Annotated in this window: 16 protein-coding genes; 1 reads left to right on the forward strand and 15 read right to left on the reverse strand. The window is 44.8% G+C overall.

Annotation, left to right across the window (positions count from 1 at the left end; genetic code table 11):
• Window positions 1–44: 44 nt before the first annotated feature.
• The 15 genes from AACR09_RS17815 to AACR09_RS17885 all read right to left on the reverse strand — a co-directional run bounded on the left by AACR09_RS17815 (window position 45) and on the right by AACR09_RS17885 (window position 16,308).
• On the reverse strand, window positions 45–536 hold the full coding sequence (locus AACR09_RS17815) for a DUF4266 domain-containing protein (protein WP_004732808.1): 492 nt from the start codon (window positions 534–536) through the stop codon (window positions 45–47).
• Window positions 536–1,000, reverse strand: coding sequence for a TlpA family protein disulfide reductase (locus AACR09_RS17820; protein ID WP_061021285.1), 465 nt, complete (start codon window positions 998–1,000; stop codon window positions 536–538). Before AACR09_RS17820 ends, AACR09_RS17815 begins: the two co-directional genes overlap by 1 nt.
• An 84-nt stretch (window positions 1,001–1,084) precedes the next feature.
• Window positions 1,085–2,293 (reverse strand): VWA domain-containing protein, encoded by a 1,209-nt coding sequence (locus tag AACR09_RS17825; RefSeq protein WP_193835477.1) that lies wholly within the window; start codon window positions 2,291–2,293, stop codon window positions 1,085–1,087.
• On the reverse strand, window positions 2,286–2,849 hold the full coding sequence (tadF, locus tag AACR09_RS17830; protein ID WP_108185343.1) for a tight adherence pilus pseudopilin TadF: 564 nt from the start codon (window positions 2,847–2,849) through the stop codon (window positions 2,286–2,288). The genes AACR09_RS17825 and tadF overlap by 8 nt, the downstream gene beginning before the upstream one ends.
• Window positions 2,836–3,285 carry a TadE/TadG family type IV pilus assembly protein gene (locus AACR09_RS17835; RefSeq protein ID WP_193835478.1) on the reverse strand — a complete coding sequence of 150 codons (450 nt, stop codon included), beginning with the start codon at window positions 3,283–3,285 and terminating at the stop codon, window positions 2,836–2,838. Before AACR09_RS17835 ends, tadF begins: the two co-directional genes overlap by 14 nt.
• Window positions 3,285–4,025, reverse strand: coding sequence for a tetratricopeptide repeat protein (locus AACR09_RS17840; protein ID WP_108085869.1), 741 nt, complete (start codon window positions 4,023–4,025; stop codon window positions 3,285–3,287). The genes AACR09_RS17835 and AACR09_RS17840 overlap by 1 nt, the downstream gene beginning before the upstream one ends.
• Window positions 4,022–4,873, reverse strand: coding sequence for a type II secretion system F family protein (locus AACR09_RS17845; RefSeq protein WP_017076994.1), 852 nt, complete (start codon window positions 4,871–4,873; stop codon window positions 4,022–4,024). The genes AACR09_RS17840 and AACR09_RS17845 overlap by 4 nt, the downstream gene beginning before the upstream one ends.
• Window positions 4,870–5,784, reverse strand: coding sequence for a type II secretion system F family protein (locus AACR09_RS17850; protein WP_193835479.1), 915 nt, complete (start codon window positions 5,782–5,784; stop codon window positions 4,870–4,872). The genes AACR09_RS17845 and AACR09_RS17850 overlap by 4 nt, the downstream gene beginning before the upstream one ends.
• Complete coding sequence (locus AACR09_RS17855) at window positions 5,784–7,127, reverse strand: CpaF family protein (protein WP_193835480.1); 1,344 nt, start codon at window positions 7,125–7,127, stop codon at window positions 5,784–5,786. Before AACR09_RS17855 ends, AACR09_RS17850 begins: the two co-directional genes overlap by 1 nt.
• Complete coding sequence (locus AACR09_RS17860; RefSeq protein WP_004732817.1) at window positions 7,127–8,287, reverse strand: AAA family ATPase; 1,161 nt, start codon at window positions 8,285–8,287, stop codon at window positions 7,127–7,129. The genes AACR09_RS17855 and AACR09_RS17860 overlap by 1 nt, the downstream gene beginning before the upstream one ends.
• Window positions 8,284–8,907 (reverse strand): CpaD family pilus assembly lipoprotein, encoded by a 624-nt coding sequence (locus tag AACR09_RS17865; protein ID WP_193835481.1) that lies wholly within the window; start codon window positions 8,905–8,907, stop codon window positions 8,284–8,286. Before AACR09_RS17865 ends, AACR09_RS17860 begins: the two co-directional genes overlap by 4 nt.
• A 7-nt stretch (window positions 8,908–8,914) precedes the next feature.
• Complete coding sequence (locus AACR09_RS17870) at window positions 8,915–10,312, reverse strand: type II and III secretion system protein family protein (protein WP_193835482.1); 1,398 nt, start codon at window positions 10,310–10,312, stop codon at window positions 8,915–8,917.
• Entirely contained in the window at window positions 10,305–11,183 is an 879-nt protein-coding gene (cpaB, locus tag AACR09_RS17875; protein WP_102571812.1) for a Flp pilus assembly protein CpaB, read from the reverse strand. Before cpaB ends, AACR09_RS17870 begins: the two co-directional genes overlap by 8 nt.
• 30 nt (window positions 11,184–11,213) lie before the next feature.
• On the reverse strand, window positions 11,214–11,393 hold the full coding sequence (locus AACR09_RS17880; RefSeq protein WP_193835483.1) for a Flp family type IVb pilin: 180 nt from the start codon (window positions 11,391–11,393) through the stop codon (window positions 11,214–11,216).
• A gap of 64 nt (window positions 11,394–11,457) precedes the next feature.
• Window positions 11,458–16,308, reverse strand: coding sequence for a DUF1566 domain-containing protein (locus tag AACR09_RS17885; RefSeq protein WP_193835484.1), 4,851 nt, complete (start codon window positions 16,306–16,308; stop codon window positions 11,458–11,460).
• A 242-nt stretch (window positions 16,309–16,550) separates the two neighbouring features.
• Here AACR09_RS17885 and AACR09_RS17890 point away from each other — a divergent pair, with 242 nt between their 5' ends.
• Window positions 16,551–18,557 (forward strand): hypothetical protein, encoded by a 2,007-nt coding sequence (locus tag AACR09_RS17890; protein WP_193835485.1) that lies wholly within the window; start codon window positions 16,551–16,553, stop codon window positions 18,555–18,557.
• Window positions 18,558–19,566 lie beyond the last annotated feature (1,009 nt).

Here is a 19,566-nt window from a genome sequence, read left to right on the forward strand (position 1 = left end):
TTATTTTGTTTTTTTAAATACTGATTTGTTCGTTGATGGATCGGTTAGTTACAACCACAGCCACCGCCACCAACACCACTGCCGCCGACGGAACCTTGTTTGTAAGCGAAGACCTTTTCAGAAAAGACGTCGAATTCAGGCACCGTGCCACCGGGTTTCATCTCTTTTTGAGCCAATGTGCCTTTTTCCCAAGGCTTTACGGGTTCAATACCAAGGAACTCATCAACGAAAGCCAAAGCAGAAGGTTTGTTACTCTCTTCTGGTGCTTTCTGTTCGATAACCAGTTGCTTTGCCTTGGGTTTAACCATTTCAATGTTTCGTCTGGTTGCACGTTTTGCTTCTTGGTTTGAATAATCACCGCCACTTGAATAAACGGTGCTGGAGATGATCTCCTCTTCAACGAGAGGACCTTCGTTTTTGTCAGTGGCTTGCTGCTCAACGGGCTTTTTGCCCAGACCACTGAGGTCGAGTTCTAGCGTGGCATTAGCCGTCATTGGAATAGCGAGTAGCCCAACAAGGGTGACTTTGATTAGCATTAAAGTTGCACTCCCATCTTGGTGAGGTCATCAGTAATCACGTCACTAATGTGGTTAATGGCACCAAAACGAATCTTGATAACCTTGCCTTGGTAGATGTAGTAAAGCGCAGGCATGCCGATAGGTTTAAACTCTGCGATCAACGCTTGTTCAGGGTCGTTAACAATAGGGAACTCCAGTCCGAGTTGTTTTTGAAACTCCAAGCCAACCTCAACATCTTCATCCACATCAACGCCTTTAAACGTGACGCCTGTGCCTTTGAGTTCGGTGTAGAGTTGATTAACTTCTGGTAGCTCTTCGCGGCAAGACACGCACCACTCTGCAAAGAAGTCGACAATGGTCAGTTCATCCTTGTTGAGTTGAAGTTTTTCGATGACGTCTGGCGACAACGAATCCCCTTCTTGATAAGCCATTGCAGGTAAAGAAAGGCACAGCGCCAATAGCGTTAGGGCTCGTGTAAACATGTTTTTCTCCATATTGTTTTTAACTTGTTTGTTTTTAATTCAATGCTTAAATTCAGGTGTTTCGAATCAAATGCTTTGTTTGGATTAGCGAGTGAGTTTGATGGTTGCCGAGTATTCAACGGCTAAAATGTCGGAAAAATACTCGTTGAGTTGGGTGGTATTCGTGGCACTAAACACGCGTTGTGGATCCCCAGCACAGTTCTCGAATTGAGCGATTCGAGAAGGGCTGACGCCATAGCCGATGAAGTTCATTTCGATGCCATATTGATTGATTGCGGTAGTACAGAACCCGGCGTTAACCAGTTGGTCAAACGTGTCTCCTTCGTCAGCACCGTCGGTGAAGAGCACTAGCTTTCTTCTGGTTTCGGGTACTGTGCTGACGTTGATTCCCCATGCTTGTTGCCAGCTAGGGATCAGTTGTCTCACTCCCCATAACAAGCCGTGAAAAGAGCGAGTACCGCCATTTGCTGTTAGGTTGTTTATCGAGTTTTGGACGCGGGAAAATACGCTGGTCAATGGCAGCATTGGTGAGTCTTGATTGCAGTCGCTTAACCATTGACTTGGCGGTGTAAATTTCACTGGTCGCTCTGAGTGAAGCGTCGCGAGGTTATCGACGGTCAGTGCCGCAGAGAAATTGCCATTGCGATAGCTAAGCCCATCAATACAGTAGATTCCTGCCGCTTCTTTGGATAACCAAGGTGGGCGCTGCGCTGCGACTCCAGAGTCGAAGGGAACGATTGAAATGCTTACAGAATCTAAATCGTTAGCGTTATTGCTCTGAGATTGAATCGTATTCAATGCATTGGATAAAATGGATTTCAACGACTGGATGTTTGAACCCATCGATCCAGACACATCAAGTACTAAAACCAGCTCCGTTGGAATCGAAGATTGCTTGCTTTCAACCACACCTTTATAACCACCACCTGTCGCCGTTACCTTGTTTGCATAGCTCTCATATTTGAAGTTAGGCAGTAATGTTGAAACTGAATAACCCAAACTAATACGGCAGCCTTGGTTTTCTGGTGTTAAGCCACTCACGCCTTTCAGTGTTGGGTGATAGTAATCTCGGTAAGCCATCATCATTGGGAGAGTGGCTTGGTCAGCAAAAGCACACGCTAATGCGGCCGAATCGGCGGCTTGCGCTGCTCGATTTGAAACCATCACTTGTGCGGAGATCATCAGGGTGCCAACAGCGATGAAAAGCGCGGGAAACAGTAACGCCAACAATGAAATGGTCATGGAGCCTTGCTGTTTTTTAAGCGCAATGCTGCCGAATATTGGTTTAACCATAATGCTTTCCTATCACGGCTGATGAACTTGAGAGTGTTTTAGGAAGATTGAGTCGCTTGTAGTCAAACGGTGTATTCACACATAAAGTGAGTTGAACCAAGGTGGATGGTCTTCCAACTAACGCAGGGTCGCCGCTACCCTCAACGATAAGTGCCTTTAGTTTCTCGATGGGAGGAGTGTCGCTTTGACAGATGATCCCGGCATGGATGTGCTTGTATTCCCAGTTCGAAGCAGTGGTATCAAATACACGGCTTTCAAGTACCAACCCAATATCGCTGCGCTTGATGTCTTGCGGAAGATAACGTTCGGCGAGATCGAGAAGCTGATCCTTTAACGTATTAGGTAATCCGTTTGGGCCTTGCTCTGGTTTCAGTTGCGTTAGTGAAACGGCGTTGACTAGGTTATATGTCACGTTGTCGAGCTGAGTCTGTAGGTTGAATAAGCGGTAGGTAGCAACAAGCCCCCACAAAATGATCATGAGTGCGAGTACAACGAAGGGGAATTCAATCGCTGCTGAACCCGCTTGTTTTTTTCGAGGTGTTTTATTTGTTGTCATAACTAACCAGTACCTTTCTTTTCAAGGTTGTCATGTTGCCGATAGACTCAGAAAACTGAGTTGATAGATTAGGTAATAAGGCAAATGAAAATGAGTAAGACACCTTGTACTCGCCTAACACTGCTCTGCTTTTGGATACCGGTTTCTCATTAACTAAATCTGAGAAGTTTTCGGCGTATAGCGGCGATGGATCCAAGACGAGCTTGCTCTTATCTATCAGTGGGAACTTTGCGATAGTCTCGGCAAAAGCTTGGTCTGAAATAGGACTAATCGGCCGTGTCTTGGCCTCACGAACACCCGCATTAACGGCTACATCAAGGATGATGTTGACCAACAGCAGGCGGCAGATCTCAAAGAAACCGATGATCAGTATCAGGAACGGTACCACCAACATTGCAAACTCGACGCTCTGCGCACCTTTTTGACGTAAGAGCATCACTGTTCTCCTTGCTCTGTTTTAGCAGCAAGCTCTTGGTAATACAGACTATTGTTGGCGAACTCAGGTTGAGATAGATGTGCACGAGCGATACTTTTCGCGGACGCACTGTCTCCAGAAAGCGCATAAGCCAGTGCTAGATTGAGTTGCAGTTTTACACTCGCTTCACCTCGGACAAAGATCGGGTGCAGAATTCGGATCCCTTGCTCTGGTTTACCATCGAGTATCCAAGCCATGGCTAAGTTGTTGCGATACTCATTACTGGATGGCATCAAGCTGAGGGCATGAGAGTAAGATTCACGCGCTTTTGAATACTGCTTATTGAGCGAGTAACTCACGCCTAAACTGTTGTGGGCGACATCATCAGTTGCGACTAATCTGACAGATTCTTCGAGAGCTGATGTGGCTTGTTCAAGCTCACCAAGCGCCAACCACGCGCGGCCAAGTTCTCTGTAAATCGCGCTCGATTGATTAAGCTCGATACCGTGCTTTAGATAATGCAGTGCCTCATCATAACGACTGGCTTGATTCGCAGCGGACCCCATTAGCAATAGTAACTGTGGGTCATCAGGCTTCGATATCAGCATCTTTCGGTACAGATCCATGGCACTTTCTGGTTTGCCATTCATCAGTGCAACCTCGGCGACTTTCATATCTTCAGAGGTCTCTTTTTCAACGTTATTCGTTGACTGACAGCCAACCAAAATCAGCGCTAAACCCAAGAGAACGATCTTGTTCATAAGCCCCCCAGAGTTTGTTTAAGGGATAACATGATTGGCACGACAATAATGCCCACGACAGGTAGCATGATGAAGACCACTAAAGGGAATGACATCTTGGCTGGTATTTTTCCTACCCACTCTTCAAGCTCTAAGAAGTGATATTGGCGGCTATCAGAGGCAATCAGCTTTAACGCTTCAGCGAGAGGCGTGCCGTATTGAAGCGCTTGATTCATGGTGGTCACAATATTGTTGATGTCAGGAAGCTGGACTCGTTTGTCTAGGTTTGAAAGTGCCGTTTGTGGTGAATCAAGAACCGATATCTCAGTCGCAGTGAGTAGCCATTCGCGTGACAATGCTGGAGAGATCGCACGCATCTCTTCACCGACACAGCGAAATACCGCTTCGAGTGTTAGGCCTGATGCGACACATACCACCATCAGATCGACGGCATCAGGAATAACGCGGCTAATTTGCATTCGGACTTGGTTCACGCGCCAATCTAGAATGCGGTCGAACAGGATGCCAACCACAATGGCGATTGCGATACATTCGGCTACAGAGTTCATGTTAAGCACTTGGATTCGAGTGACGTACCAAGCAATAGATCCCGTCACCATCGTCAGTAGTCTTAAGCCAAGAAAATAGATCTCTGCATTAGGACTCAACCAGCCAATGAGGATTAACTTCTGGCGTCGTGGTTTTGCACCTTGGAAGCGCCATTTACTTGAAGCGGTGGTGTACTTAGAGGAGTAGCTCGATACGCGAGTCAGTCGTTCAGCGACAACATCTCGTTTGAAGGAAGACAAGTGTGCGACAACTGTGAGTAGTAATGCACATCCCAACAGAAGCAAGGCAACATACATCATGATGAGAACCTTCTGTTACGAGTCAGAGCGTTCAAAATGAGTGTGCCTGAGCTGATGCTAATGACGGCGTAGGTTAGTACCCGCTGTCCCGATTCTGTGTTGAACAATTGGACTATCATGGCGGGTTCCATCAAATAGATACCACCCAATAACCCCAAGGGTAAGATAGAAAGAAAGAGGGCTGTCATACGAGGCTCCGAGGTTAAGCTCTTGACCTTTTTTCTCATCGCTCGATTGTCATGCATGGTTCTGCTTAAGCTTTGAAGAATGTCGCGCAGTTGGCCACCATTCGATTGATTCAGGATCAACGCGACCGAGAAGTAGCGGAAACTGCTGTAAGGAAGGCGAACGCATGCATCATCGAGGCTTTGTCGAAGGCTTAAACCGAGCGTTAAGTTATCGCGAATATAGGAGAACTCACGTCCTAATAGCCCTGGTTGGGTTTCTGACACTTGTTCAATTGCTTGTGGGACTGAGAGCCCCGCAGCCACCGCTCTAGAAATTAAGCCAAGTACGTTGATGATGCCTTGTTCGAACTCTTCTACCTGCATTTTTCGGCGGTACATCACCAAGGCACATGTGCATACAACCCAAAGTCCAACAGCGGAGAAAAGTTGATGATGCATTGCCAGTTGGGGAAATAACATGTGGCCTGATGCTGGGAAACCGATAGCTGATAAGACAATAAAGTACTTATCCCAAACTGGCAGCAATGCATTCATTCGTAAAAAGAAAGCATGCAGTTTGTTGCTACGCTGGTGGTTGGTTTTTTTGATTGAAACGTCAGCTGTAAGCGGTCGTTGACTGCCGCTTACCAATAACAGCCGTTTATTGACGGTGGCTTGCTTTGAGCTCAACCTGAGTAACCCGATCGCGATAAACAAAACGAAAACAGTGAGAACTAAGATCATCAGGCTTCAAGCTCCATCGCTACTCTTAGTTGAGCATCGAGTTGGTGGTATTTGGCTTTTTCATTGAAGCTTGGTACGCACTTAGCACTCTTGTATTCGCCAATCAGGTTGCCTTGTTGATCCTCTGATAACGGCTTGAATTTGAACAAATCTTGAGTGATGTATTGTTCTCCTTCTAACCCTTGCACCTCGGTGATCGAAACAATGCGTCTTTTGCCATCACGCATTCTTTCGACTTGTATAACCACATCGATGGTGTCTGCGATTTGGCGGCGCAATGAGAACAGAGGCAGAGTCGCTTGGCTCATCATCAACATGTTTTCCATGCGAACTAGTGCATCAGTCGCCGAGTTTGCGTGCAATGTACAGAGTGAACCATCATGGCCGGTGTTCATTGCCTGCATCATTTCAAAGGCTTCATCGCCACGAACTTCGCCTAAAATGATACGATCTGGTCGCATACGTAGAGCATTTCGCACCAATTCTCGCTGAGTAATCGGCGTTAAGCCTTCTGCATTGGCTAGGCGGGTTTCTGCTCGTACAACATGAGGTTGTTGTAGACGCAGTTCTGCGGTGTCTTCAATGGTAATGATGCGTTCTTGAGGTGAAATGCTAAAAGACATCGCATTGAGCAGTGTGGTTTTACCTGCACCAGTGCCTCCCGCAACAAGCACATTAAGGCGTGAGCGAACAATAATATCGATAAGCTTAACCATCGATTTCGACATTGCGCCAAACTGAGCCAATTGGCTGAGTGTTAGCTTATTCTCATTGAATTTTCGGATGGAAATGTAGGTTCCATCAAGCGCTAGCGGTGGGATCATCACATTGACACGGCTACCATCATCCAATCGAGCATCGACTAATGGATTCGATTCATCGATTCTTCGCCCGACCTTGCTGACGATGCGTCGCGCTAGGTTGAGAAGTTGTTCTTCATTGCGAAATTGAACTGCCGTTTTTTGCAATTTTCCTGAGCGTTCTACGTAGACTTCACGGTACCCATTGACCATGATGTCGGTAATGCCTTGGTCTTCAATTAAGGGCTGCAGTGGGCCTAATCCTAGAAACTCATTGAGCAATTGTTCCACTGAATGAGCGACATCTTTGTGACCAAGCGGTAACTGCTTAGAGACCACGATATCTGACACCATTTCGGCAATTCTAGCTTCAAGATCGGGTGCGCTTAAGCTCACTACAACCGATGGATCGATCGCCTTGATGACCTCTTCATGAATCACATGATAATGCTCACGAACTGAGGGTGTTGATGAGAGGGCTTCATGAGACCGAGCTCTATTCGTTACAATCGGATCTATGGCTTGTGTGTTCTGACCAAACATTATGCGCCTCGCTTCCAAAAACGGCGGCTGCCTTGTTGCGGCTCACCAGTGACTAGTTCAAGTAGAGAGTTAAACGCGAGCTTCACTTTCCTATTGCCTTTATGGGCAGGCTGACCAAGCGATGACTTGCTCAAGAAATGGTTAGGCAAAAATGGAATCATGACGTCTACGGATGTACCGAGTGATTTCTTCACATCATTGACCGAAATAAGGGATGCGGAATCGGACTTACAATGGTTCAACACCACAATGGTTTGTGAAGCTGCTTGGTTTTGAAGTCGTTTGATTATCTGGCCTGCATTGCGAATGGAGCTGAGTGTAGGCTCGACCACAATGATTCGGATATCGGCACTTTTAAGCGCTTCAAAGCCAACCTGGTCACGCAATGAATAGGTCGGAATGTCGATCAGTAAGTAGTCTGAACTTTGCAGGCAGAACTTTGTAAACTGATCGAATGCACTCTTTTGTGGCCAAAATGGTGTGGTGTCTAAAGGTAGATAACCGGTAAAGAGCGTGTGCTCGGGTGACACACTGATCCCACTGCGCTCAAACACGAGAGGTTCTAATCTTTCTGGGTATTGTAAAAGCTCTACCAACGCCGTGTTGCCTTCGACATTGAGTAGCAAATCTAAATCACCCATCGAAAAATCGAGGTCCATACAAGTTACTCGTTTATCGAGTTCGGCAAGCTGCTGCGATAACGTCGCTATAATGGTGCTGCTTCCTGAGCCACCTTTTGCACTGACAATGGAAACGATTTTTTCATTTCGTTTTTCGTTGTTGAGTTGCAAAGCAGCAAAGGAGACGTGTTCAAGATCTTGTGGTGTCACAGGGTTGACTAAATAGTCACTGGCACCGGATGCGAGCATTCCACGGTAAGCAAAAATTTCGGTTGAATGACCAATCGCGATAACTTGGCACCCAGTACGTTGTATTAAACGTTGCACAACCTGTTTCGACTCTGGCAATTCGCTATTCAATACATCGAGGAAGATGGTTTTAACGTCATTCTTAAGTACCTCTCTCACTACGTCATCTTCTTGATTCGAAGAGGTTGTGATGTTGTTGATACCGAAATCATTCAGTGTGTATGTGAGCGCTAATGTATCGAGTTGCTCCGATGCCGCGATCAGTACCGTTAAGTTGTGTACTTGATTCATTGCGAACCTCCTAGCGTGGTATTCGAAGAGCCAGAGTTTGTCTGTTGGTTTTGTGCTGGTGGCGCAAAGTAGTTATCGATGCTGGACACCGCTTTTTGTCCTTGTGTACTGTCGATGGGCTGACCAACTATCAGGTCTTTTGGATTTGCGACCATTTGCGCCAGTGCATTGGCATTCGCACAGCCAAAATTGCGCTGAGTACGATAGGCGTTGAGTGTGGTTCTTGGTGTTTTACCCGCGTCACATGCCGTTACTTTGGCACGATAAGATTCAACAAAAATCGTGATGTCGCCTTTACCTTGCGCCGCAGTGTCTGACACTGAAATTTGCGAAGGGTAGAGCCCTGACTCGATCAGACGAAGCCTAACTTTTTCACTTTGGCTTTCTCCTTTCTGAGTCGTATTTTCAATCTTGACCATTAAGTTGGATAGCGTGCCTCGGCGAGCAATAAAGTCAGAGATATCAGCTTTCTCTTGAGCCGATAACGTTTTGCCCGACAGTGTTAAAGTCAGTTTGTTTGTCACGGACACCACATCCACAGAAGGTTGTTGGGTTGTAGGCGTTGGCGCGCAACCCGCAAGCGCAATGAGAGCGGGCAGTAATAAGGATAATTTGTTCATGATGTCCTCAGTAGTAGAACCCGTTGTCACCCAGTAAGCGAGGCTTCTGGTTGTCGGTATAAGTCGCTTTATTATTTGATGTTTTTTGTTGCTCTCTTGGCCATGCCAGTAAACGTTCAACATCGCTCAATGGGATTAAGCCATCGGTTGGTAGTGGCATTGAGTCCGAACGAGTCGGTTGAACTAGGTAAGCCGTTACAATGATGATCAGCTCTGTTTCTCTACGAGTGAATTCAGTCGAGCGGAACAGGCTACCGAGTACTGGTATCTCACCGATGAGCGGGACTTTTTGTAGTTGTTCGATGTCTTCCGATTTCAATAGCCCACCTAAAGCAAAGCTCTGCCCACTTGCCAATTCAATGGTGGTGGAGGCGCTACGAGAAGTAAAAGAAGGGAAGTTAGTTCCGTTTATCACTTGTTGGCTCTCGATTGAGATGTTACTGACCTCGGGATTTACTTTTAAGCTGATACGGTTTTGACTGAGCACGGTTGGGGTGAAGTTCAGTTTTACACCGAAATCCTTGTATTCAATCTGAGTGGTGTCAGCCGTAATCAGTGGTAGCGGTACTTGTCCACCAACCAAAAACTCAGCATCTTCACCTGACATTGCGGTCAAGTTAGGTTCAGCAAGCACAGACATCATGCCGTTGGTTGCTAGCGCATCAATCAGAGCAGTAATGCTCGGCTTGCCCCAACTACTGACATTAGGCAGCTTTGAAAATGAAAATTGCCCCACACCGCCAGCGATTGAACCCCATTTGATGCCCAACTTATTGGATACATTTCTTGAGACTTCAGCGATTTTTACACGAATGTTGACCTGATTTGGCATGGTGACAACCAATTGATTGATCAGCTCATCATCATTGAGTTGAGTCTGCTGATTTTGATTGGTTGAACTACTGCTGTTGTTACTGTTTCCCTGTGAATTCGAGCTCTCTTGTTGTTCGGTAGAACCGACAATAGGGGATAAGTAGCCTTTCGCGAGCGACACGATATTGTGTGCCATCATCGGAGAAGGAACGCGTCCTTTAAGCCATAACTTTCCGCCCAGAGATTCCGCGTTGACTGACGCTTCTGGGAACTTGTTTTTAACCAGTTCATTGAACTCGCGGCTGTTATGCGTGACGCGAATCTTGTTGGTATAAATCACGCGTTCTTGTTCATTCAAAACGGTGATCGTAGCGCTGCCAGCTTGCTTACCGAATATCATCACTTTGGTATTGGTTAAGGTTTGGTAATTAGCGATATGGGTGTTAGAGATGAAAATGGATTTCGCTTTTTCAGGTAAGCGAATCATTCTCGCCTCATTGATCGTCACATCAAATGTTGATGCTGTAGATGCAAAAGAGACACATAGGCTTGATAGTAGGAGAACACTCCACCAACGACAGATGTTAGCCATTGTTATCAGCTCCAGTTTTATTATTGACGGTTTTATTTTCGGCTCTAAATTCCACCAAACCCACGTCAGGTAATACCTGAGTTGTGTCTGGAGAAATGACTTTCAGCGTCACGGCATTTGCGTGTTGAGGTTGATCTTGAGCCTCGTTTTGCCCGCGTAATACAAGCGTTAACTTTCCTAATTGCTTCGCAAGTACCACTTGGTTTGCTTGCTCGGGTGTCACTTCTAAAGAGACACTGCTGTCGTCAGGGATACCATTTTCGAAACCATTCGATTCCCGAGCCTTTTGATAAGATTCTGCCGTTTGCTTGTTATTAAACGCCAAGACTCTTGCATCATGCACTATCGTTGTAACGTACAATCCTTGAGATGAATTGCCATAACGAAGTAGCTCACCATCTTGTGAACCGAGTAGGAGAATATCTACTCGGTCGCCCGGCTCAATGAAGCCTGAATTAGACGTGACTTGATCGACAGGGACTGAAATCGCGCGATAGCCCGGTTGCAACTTCAATGAGAGCGAGTAGCCACCTTCGGGTTCGGTAATGTCCGCTTTCGACAATATTGAGTCTTTGACGAGTTTGGTGCGTGCTAGCCCTGACATCGTGTGGTCGGCAGAAATATCTTCCGGTGTCACGTGGTCGATGTAGTTCTCTAACTCTTGCTGTGGAACTTCTTTCCATCGAAACGAGTTTGGAGTGTAGGTTTGGCCTATCTCGATAGTGCGAGTTGGAACCAGCACTTTGATCGTTTTCTCAGCAGCCGATACGGAGGTGCTCGCAGACTCGTTATTGGTTTGACTCAACAGTAAAACGGACAATCCGAGCACCGAGCAAAATAACGACAGCAACATGAGTCGCTTGGCAGTCATAACTATTCCTTTAATTTACGGTAAACGGACTTATTCTGATTTTTGAGCGTCTTTGAGCTTATCGACGACAGTCTGGTAAGTGTCAGTAATGGCTTCGGTTAGATCACCATTCTCGCCGCCTACAAAATTAAGCAAGACCACTGACATTGCTGCTGCGAGAATTGCGTATTCGATAGCGGCCGCGCCGCGCTGTTTTTTCTTGTTAAACATGTTGTTATTTCCTAGATGAAAGCAGCCTCAGCTGAGGCTGCTGTGGTCATTAATAAAGGTGTCGTTAGTCTGCAACTAATCGATATAGATAAGCTGATGAATAGCTCGCGGTAGACACGTCAGTCTCCGCCATCGTCGTCATATTCAACCCTTTGAAGCGGCCATAAGGTGCAGGGTCGCTGGTGATGTAGTAGCCATAGCTACCACCAGTTGCTTCGTTGAACTCAAACACTTCGTTGTTAAGTGGCAATAGGCTATACAGTTCAGCTTTTGTCGGGTAACGCCAATTGGCTTTGCCACAAATACTTTTGGTGTTTTGTGCTGTGATAAGAGGGGCAATATCTACGTATTTCTTGAAACGGCTGCTATCACCTCGAGAGAAGAGTTGCCAAACCAAGTTGCTGTCTGTGTCTTGAGCACACACTGCATTTTGTCGATTGGTTACTACCGTTCCTTGCGCATTTAGATACTGATAATTAGCAGACTTTTCTCTGAATAATCGAGCTAAGACGACTTTGTCTTCAGAACCATCGGTACGAGCTTTATCTAAGGTTTGGCTACTTTCTTTAGTGTCGTAACTTGTGATGTATTGTTGATCACCGCTTGCTGCACTAGACCAGTAATAAAACGTGGTTCCATTATCGAAATAAGATTTGTCGTATTCTGGCTTGAGTCCCAAGTAATTTGGAAATACGTCTGTATCCAAGGTCATTTTCGAATTTGAACCTTCGACAGCTTTGGTGTTAATCGACAGCAACTGCGCTAAGTGTGGAACTTCCCAGTCACTAAAACCACACAGCTTGTTGTTATTCGTGCTAGCGAGTAGTTCGTTGCTGCCTAGTATGCTGGCGTATCCGGTCGCTGAAGCATCATAGGCAAGATCGTCAGCACCATTTGGTCGGCCGTCTTTGAGCAGTGTCCATACTCGGCGTTTGCCTTTGATATTAGTGTCTTCAACACAACGCCAGCCTTGTTGGTAGGTGGTGCTTTTTGGTAGGTAGTTGCCTAACTCGTCCAATTTAGCAAAGCGGCTGCTTACCATTGCGTCTGTTTGAGAAACGCTAAAGCCATTGTCTTTTGCCAATTTCAGTCCATCTTTTGCTAGCACTTTTGATTGTACTAAGTTGTGGATTTTGGCCGTCGTGTTCATCTCACCGACAAACTTCTGGAACAATGTTGTTAGGGTGGCAAACTCCGAGCCCATCGATTGTGTTGATGTATTCAGCTCACTTGTGAACGAATTAACCATGCCATATTGATACTCTAGGTCTGAGATAGCCTTGTACAGGTCTAAACTTGCCTGGTGAATGTCCTTAGCCAATGACGCTGAGCTTAGTGCGTTGGTCGAGCTGGATAGACTTATGGACTTTTGCTGCATGAGCGCTAATTTTTGAGCAAACTCAGAACCAGAGACTAGTGCGCTTAGTACAACGATGTTTTGCTCTAATTTAGCGACTTGATCCTTATACGCCTTTACCTTGTTAATGAATTCAAGGCTCTCAGCATCAGTTCGGCTTTGAGCAACAGAGGCCTGAAACTCAAGAGCTTTTAGCTTTAGCTTTGTGTTCTTAAGATCATCTGCCCATGGTTGGGTCAAAGCCTGCAGTTCTACTACTTTAGCTTGAGCTTCCGCTTCTAATGCAGCGTAACCTTTGCTCTTAGATTGATTGTCGGTTAGCCAGGTTTCTAAATAAAGCTCCGTAGCGTTAATTTTTGTATCTTGTGTACTCAAAAATGCGGTTATTTCAGTCGTCGCGCTGTCTACACCAGTAAGTAACTCTGCACCCGATGGTAATTGCCATTTAGCGTATGCGTATTTTGAATAATATTGCTCAACAGATTCCTGGCCTTTGTTGATAGTGACAGCGACGCCATTTTTATCCGCTAATATATTCATTGACTGATTCGATACCAAGTAACCACCACTTCTTAGATTTGATGGCAGTGTTGCAGGATCTCGTTGCGATAGCGTAATCACTTCATTGGTGTCTGGAAGCGTCCAACCAGCGATATCACAATCATCCAGTTGTGCGACTTTATCGAAGACGGTATTGATTTCTGAAGAGAATCGTTTTGCCCAGAACGTCGGTTCCCCTTGTCCTTTGTCATCGTATTCAGCAATACAATTTAAGGAGTAGGTATTCCATGAGCCACCGTAACTAAAATCAGCGACCTGCGAACGGGTTTTCATCGGTACGAATTTTAATGCAGTGAAGCTACTAACAGCATCTGTAGCCCAAAGGGTGTCACTGACTGAATTGGAAACGCCTTCTTTTGCTTGTTTCTTTAGTCGAACTCCGACATTAGCCTTGTCGTACGCTTCTGGGCCAATAAATTGAGGTTTTGAAACAACAGGATGCCAAGTGACACCTTTATCGTTGGTGAACTCATAGTATTCGGCTTGGTCAAAACGAACCGATTGACCCTCAACGTTGGCGGTTAAGTAATCCCATTGAAATCCATTGGTATTGATTGGGTTACTACCAGTGAATGTATTCACGATTTTAGGCGAGGTTGGCGCGGGTATTTCAAACACCTTAGTAAAGGCTTCTGTTGTTAATGCTGATGCGCCATGAGGCATACCATTAGTTGGGTTCTGCCTTACTCGTAATTGCACTTCAGCGATGTTCTTATCTACATTGCCAATCACTACAGGCTTAGCGGTTACTTTTGTCCAAGTTGAACTGGAGTCGAGTGTGACTTCGAAGTGCTCGGGCTGAGTGAATTCGCCGAAGTATGTCCAATCGAGCGTGTTGTCGGTGTCGTTAACCACCAGACCAGTCGGGGCACTTGGTGCTGACGGACGAACAGTAAACGCGACATCGTTGGTTAACTCTGAACCGCTAGGACGACCCGTAATCGGATCTCGTTTAACGCGTACTTGGATTGAATCGATAGCGTAAGCTTGGTCATTTAGCTGATATGGTTTTGTGGTAACCACTGCCCAGCCGGTGTTGAGTGCATTGATCTCGTAATCCGTTACCTCTGAAAACCCGGTAACAAACGTCCAGTCAAATGTATCTAATCCGTCATGAGAGTTTGGTGATGTCGGTGCGGCAGGCATACTAGGAGTAACAGAGTAGCCCTTGTCTGAACACAGCGCTTCGCCAGGATCATGTTGAGGATCTGTACCTGCTTTTACTCTTACACAGATTTGCCCTTTGGCAAACGTCTCATCTGGGATAGCCTGTGGGTTGCTAGTTACAGGGGTAAAAGTAATGCCTCTATCGAGAGAGTATTCGTAGAAATCACTTCCCGTAAATCCTTCAACGTCTGTCCATGCGAATGTGTTTTCTGCATCGTCAACAATCGGTGAGGTTGGTGCTATAGGTTGATTTTCTGAGCGAGTGAATACAGAGCTGATAACCAACGGAACTCCCGCGGGGCGGGCATCCAGTGCATTTGACTTAACGCGAACCGAAATCGTGTTTGCAGGAAGTGAAACATTGCCAACAAGATACGGCAGTGCGGTGACGTCCTGCCAACCATTACCTAGATTAATCTCGTAGAAAGATGGGTCGTTGTATCCATTAACCCAAAGCCAGTTGATCTGATTGGTGCTGTCGTTAGCAAATTCCAATACCGGTTTTACTGGTTGGATTGGGGTTACCGTCATCGATTGTTCTGATGCTGAACTTAATCCTGTTGGGTGACCTAGCGAGTCATCTTTGGCTACACGAACTTTTAGATGTCCAACTGGAATATCTAGATCTGGAATGTCTTGAGGCTTTTCAGTCGCTTTTGTCCAGTTTGAGCCGTTATCTAATGAATATTCATACAAACCTAGTTCATTAAACGAGTCGACAAATGCCCAATCAAATTGATTGATCGCGTTATTCACACTAATCCAGGCTGGAGCAGCAGGCACTGTCGTTAGCGTAAACGCTTTGTCTGAAAGCATGGGCTTTCCGGCAGGGGTATTACGAACGTTAGACGCAGCAACTCGAACTTGAACGGCTCCTTTGTCGAACGCCAGTTTCCCTACAACAATCGGCTTACGAATTACCGTTGTCCAAGTCTTCCCTGAATCCAATGAATATTCGTAATCTGTGTTGTGAGTGAAGCCACGCACAAGCTGCCAATCGAAGGTGTCTGAGGCATCATTGACTTGACCGTGCTTAGGAGCTGGCGGCCTAGTGATGATTTCATTTCCATCGATGTCTTCTTGGGAAACTTTGAGTTGGTCTCGGTATTCCTTACCAAGTTGTTTCAATGCGCTATCGGTTCCTGATGCGCCATGAGACAGCAAATCGGTCTTGGCTTTAAATTCTGCTAAATCAAGCTCTGCCAGCTTGTACATAGATCCTTTTCGAGCATTTACTTGGTCGACACCTGCATCAACAGAAGCCATTTGTGCTTCCTGAAGTACGCGAGTAACACCGCGCGCAAACATGTGTACTTCACGGCTTTTGGTTGAGTTTGATGCGGAATAATCACCAACAGCCAGTTGTTTATCGATGCCTAAGTCGCTGGCTACAAGCTGGGTTGCTTCATCAAAACTGATTCCACTGGTTCTCGATACACTTGCAATGAGAGACGTCACGGGGCTAATCACGCCCGAATTGCTACTCGGTACTTCTAGCGTAAATCCGGATTCAATAGGCTGATTCGGTGAATCCATATCGATAGTTATACCGGCAACCGCTTCGACCAATATTGGGTATTGGGCGACATCATTGTCGACGTCTAGTTGGAATCGTCCTTCGGCGTCCGTAGTGGCAATTTCTCCATCAGCAGAATCACACATGGCATTGCTGTTTCTGTCTAAACAAACCTTCGCGTTGCGTAAATAACCATCCAAAGCTATGCCCGAAATATTCTGAGAACTTAGCTTAGTTTGTGACTGTTTGAGCTTCGGATCTGACTCTGCTCCGCCACAAGCAATCAGCATTGTGGAAACGAGTGAAACACTCATTAATTTGTATGGATTCCTTACCACCTGAACTCCAAATAATTTATAAATTACCCATAGGAAAGGCGGAGGATATTAATTTAAATGATAGTAATTATCAATATCATTTGATCTTTTATTTCGTTAAGTGATTTAATAGCAAAATAAAATACTATCAATCAAATCATAAACTAGGTGAATCGGTCGAAAAAATGCACAATAAATTCTTAATATGCAAATTGTCACTAGCAATATCTAGTGTCTTAATGGTCTCTGGATGTGGAGGTAGTTCTGATAGCGAAAACCCAGTTGGGTCTACGGCTTCAGGCTATGCATTTCTAGATTCATTAGTATGCGCTGATGCAGATCTGAATGGCGTATGCAGTGATCAAGAGAAACAGATTGCTGATGTTTCTGGGTACGCACAGCAAAGGCAATATGATGGTGCAATTTTGACTGCTTCTCCTGGTATGAAAGTGGTGACGCCTTTCACAACTTTGATTCATAGCGAGATGATGTTTAACCCAACGGTAAGTAACGATGTAGAGCAAGCAAAGGCATCGCTTCAAAGTAAGTTAGGCGATCATGTTGGCATCAATTTTAGTGTGCTGGATTCAACTCATGGGTCTAAAGATCTATCAAATCTGTTGTTAAAATCTATGAAAAAGGCGCAAAGTGACGGTAAGCAGTCTTCTTATACCAATATTGCCCATGCTCTTGATTTGATGATAGAACATAAGACTTTAGACTTATCTAATATTGACGTTGCTGGTACAGTTTCTCGGCATCTACAAATTGAAGATTCTTTGGTTGTTCGCGGTTCACAATCGGTACCGCAATTGTCTGGTGCGAAGTCGATAGCTCTGAATCCAGCGAGCAGTCAGATTGTGTTTTTAACGGCTAATGATGTGGTTATGCAAATTGATAGCTCTTCACGCAATAAGCCGGTGACAATCAATGGTGACCCTGCATCTCAAGCGGTTTCTGGTCTGGTTAGTATCCGTTCGCACGACGACGATGATTATGACGACCATGACGATGATGATGACGACGATGATGATGATGACGATCACGGAGGTGGCACTGGAGGCGGAGAAATACCGGTAGACTCGAGTGAAATCATTCAGTTAGTTCCTGCGCTAAATGGTGTTCAGGCATACAAGGTTTACAAACCGACCGCTTACGTCTCACCCACATCGAGTGATATTTGTAATAGCCAAGGCGCTAATGGTGTTTTCCTCACAAGCCTCAATGGTTCGAATAATAACGATGTTGGCGTGAAGGCTTTTGCGATTGATACATACAGCAGTCGTAGTGGAGGCACGCTTCCACCCATTCCAAAACCTAATCCAGCCGTGCCGCCTAAATCGAGTGAGTCGTGCATCAATGATAACTTCGCAGCAGTGGTTCCTCTGTTACAAAGTGGCTCGTTACTAGCGATTAAAAATACCGGAAGCTCGATATACTCACAGCAAGAACTCAAATTGCTAAGTGCTAATAAGCTAGTAATGAAAAGCTGGAGTCACGCATTGAAAGCTACCTCATCGCAAGTCATGCCATCTTATGATGAAAGTGAAGCATTGGTTGTCTATAAGAATTACCTTTCAAACAGCAGCTTAGCGGCAGAAGTTATCGATACGGCTAACCTATCCACTAAGATGACGATTGATAAGTTAAACCTTAAAACAGCCAATATTGTCGTGAATCAGCAGATATTGTTGGGGTTGGATAGCAATAAGGTTGAGTGGGTGTCTAACTCGATACAACAAACCGTACTTGGGGAGCTGACCGTTGATTCTGCTATTAGCAAGATAGCGACATCGCGAGACGGAAAAACCAGTGCGATTACCACAGCAAGTTCTCTTTATATCGTTGATAACATGACGAGAACCTTACTTGTAACAGAGTCTCTGAGTAACAATGCTATCAAGTCTTTGTATGTGTTAGAAGATAAGGTGATTGCGTTAACTTCTTCGGGTGCGGACTATTATCAGTTCCGAAATATCAGCGGCCCGGCTCTCAAGGTTGGCAGCCAGTTGGTGACCAAAGAACTCCTCAAAAAGTGGGAAGACAGCGGCAATTCAAGTTGGAGTTCAACGAACTTGGGCTACATTCTTTCTCAAACGGGCACGGAAAGTGAAATCTCCGATCAATTCAAAAACGTAAACCTCTCGTTTTCTCCGACCAATGCGACAACTTCAAGTGGCATCTCTGGTGTGCACGTCAGTGGCTTAGAACGAGGTGAATGGCTAACTTTTTATAAGGCGCTGTAAGCCTAATAGTTCAATGGAAGGGGAACATTTTTTGTTGAGCTAGGAAGTCAACTTATGTGTTTGGTTGACTTTTTTCCTTGCTACTAGTTCTATCTGAAATTAAAAGCGTGGTATTACTTAAGTGTTGTATTGCGCTTTTCTGTTTTAGATATTGCCTTTTTTGGTGTTCTTTGAACCTATTTACCTTATCGGAATTCAAGGTAAGTTGTTGTGTGAAATTTCCTCCTGATCTTTACTCCTCCCAAAGTTCTACTACATCCAATATGGTGTCTATATCATTATTATTTTTGTCCTCTTTATTCTCCAAAATGACGTATAAAGATGATGATATCTTATCCATGTTAGAAGTTTTGTCCGAAGAGAATACGAGGTTTTCCTCTTTATCGTACTGGAAGCTAGTATTTTCTATCGAATGCTTACAAACGATACTAGAACAACTTCTATCTAGGGGGAGGTATTTTTCATTATCAGCATAGGCTGTATTTATCCATAACATGAAAATACAGCTAGTAGTAATGACCGATATTCGAGTGAGCATGGCTAAAACCTTGGATTTTGTTGGCGTTGAATTTTTTATTGTACTATTCATTATCGATTAAATGAAACTGTGACTTAAAATAAATATCGAAAATAGTACTTCTTACGTCATTCAATTTGATGTTAATAGGTGGTTCTCTCACCATTGATAGTTCAACGTTGTAGGTGGATTCTTTGATTTCTTCATTAAATATATAATTTAATGAAAGTGAATTTAATAAATTTTATATTCAGTTGAATTCTATCTAATATTTTCTGGTCGCACATCTTACCAGTGTCTGTTAACTTTCTTGAATAAATAGAATTAAGTCTAGTCATGAATGGTTATTAACAGAATTAACGTGTTGTTATGATATATTTCAAATTGTGACGAGTTGTTAATAAGATTTAATGTAAATACATACAAAATATCATTGAATACACCCTAACTAAGTTGTACCTTAGCCTTGATTTATAAAATGTATATCTGGAT

Source organism: Vibrio sp. OPT20 (genome assembly GCF_963889365.1).
GTDB classification, from domain to species: Bacteria; Pseudomonadota; Gammaproteobacteria; order Enterobacterales; family Vibrionaceae; genus Vibrio; species Vibrio splendidus.

Coding starts and splice junctions, on each gene's coding strand:
- AACR09_RS17815 (WP_004732808.1), bottom strand. CDS start 536: ATGCTAATCAAAGTCACCCTTGTTGGGCTACTCGCTATTCCAATGACG.
- AACR09_RS17820 (WP_061021285.1), bottom strand. CDS start 1,000: ATGTTTACACGAGCCCTAACGCTATTGGCGCTGTGCCTTTCTTTACCT.
- AACR09_RS17825 (WP_193835477.1), bottom strand. CDS start 2,293: ATGGTTAAACCAATATTCGGCAGCATTGCGCTTAAAAAACAGCAAGGC.
- tadF (WP_108185343.1), bottom strand. CDS start 2,849: ATGACAACAAATAAAACACCTCGAAAAAAACAAGCGGGTTCAGCAGCG.
- AACR09_RS17835 (WP_193835478.1), bottom strand. CDS start 3,285: ATGCTCTTACGTCAAAAAGGTGCGCAGAGCGTCGAGTTTGCAATGTTG.
- AACR09_RS17840 (WP_108085869.1), bottom strand. CDS start 4,025: ATGAACAAGATCGTTCTCTTGGGTTTAGCGCTGATTTTGGTTGGCTGT.
- AACR09_RS17845 (WP_017076994.1), bottom strand. CDS start 4,873: ATGATGTATGTTGCCTTGCTTCTGTTGGGATGTGCATTACTACTCACA.
- AACR09_RS17850 (WP_193835479.1), bottom strand. CDS start 5,784: ATGATCTTAGTTCTCACTGTTTTCGTTTTGTTTATCGCGATCGGGTTA.
- AACR09_RS17855 (WP_193835480.1), bottom strand. CDS start 7,127: ATGTTTGGTCAGAACACACAAGCCATAGATCCGATTGTAACGAATAGA.
- AACR09_RS17860 (WP_004732817.1), bottom strand. CDS start 8,287: ATGAATCAAGTACACAACTTAACGGTACTGATCGCGGCATCGGAGCAA.
- AACR09_RS17865 (WP_193835481.1), bottom strand. CDS start 8,907: ATGAACAAATTATCCTTATTACTGCCCGCTCTCATTGCGCTTGCGGGT.
- AACR09_RS17870 (WP_193835482.1), bottom strand. CDS start 10,312: ATGGCTAACATCTGTCGTTGGTGGAGTGTTCTCCTACTATCAAGCCTA.
- cpaB (WP_102571812.1), bottom strand. CDS start 11,183: ATGACTGCCAAGCGACTCATGTTGCTGTCGTTATTTTGCTCGGTGCTC.
- AACR09_RS17880 (WP_193835483.1), bottom strand. CDS start 11,393: ATGTTTAACAAGAAAAAACAGCGCGGCGCGGCCGCTATCGAATACGCA.
- AACR09_RS17885 (WP_193835484.1), bottom strand. CDS start 16,308: ATGAGTGTTTCACTCGTTTCCACAATGCTGATTGCTTGTGGCGGAGCA.
- AACR09_RS17890 (WP_193835485.1), top strand. CDS start 16,551: ATGGTCTCTGGATGTGGAGGTAGTTCTGATAGCGAAAACCCAGTTGGG.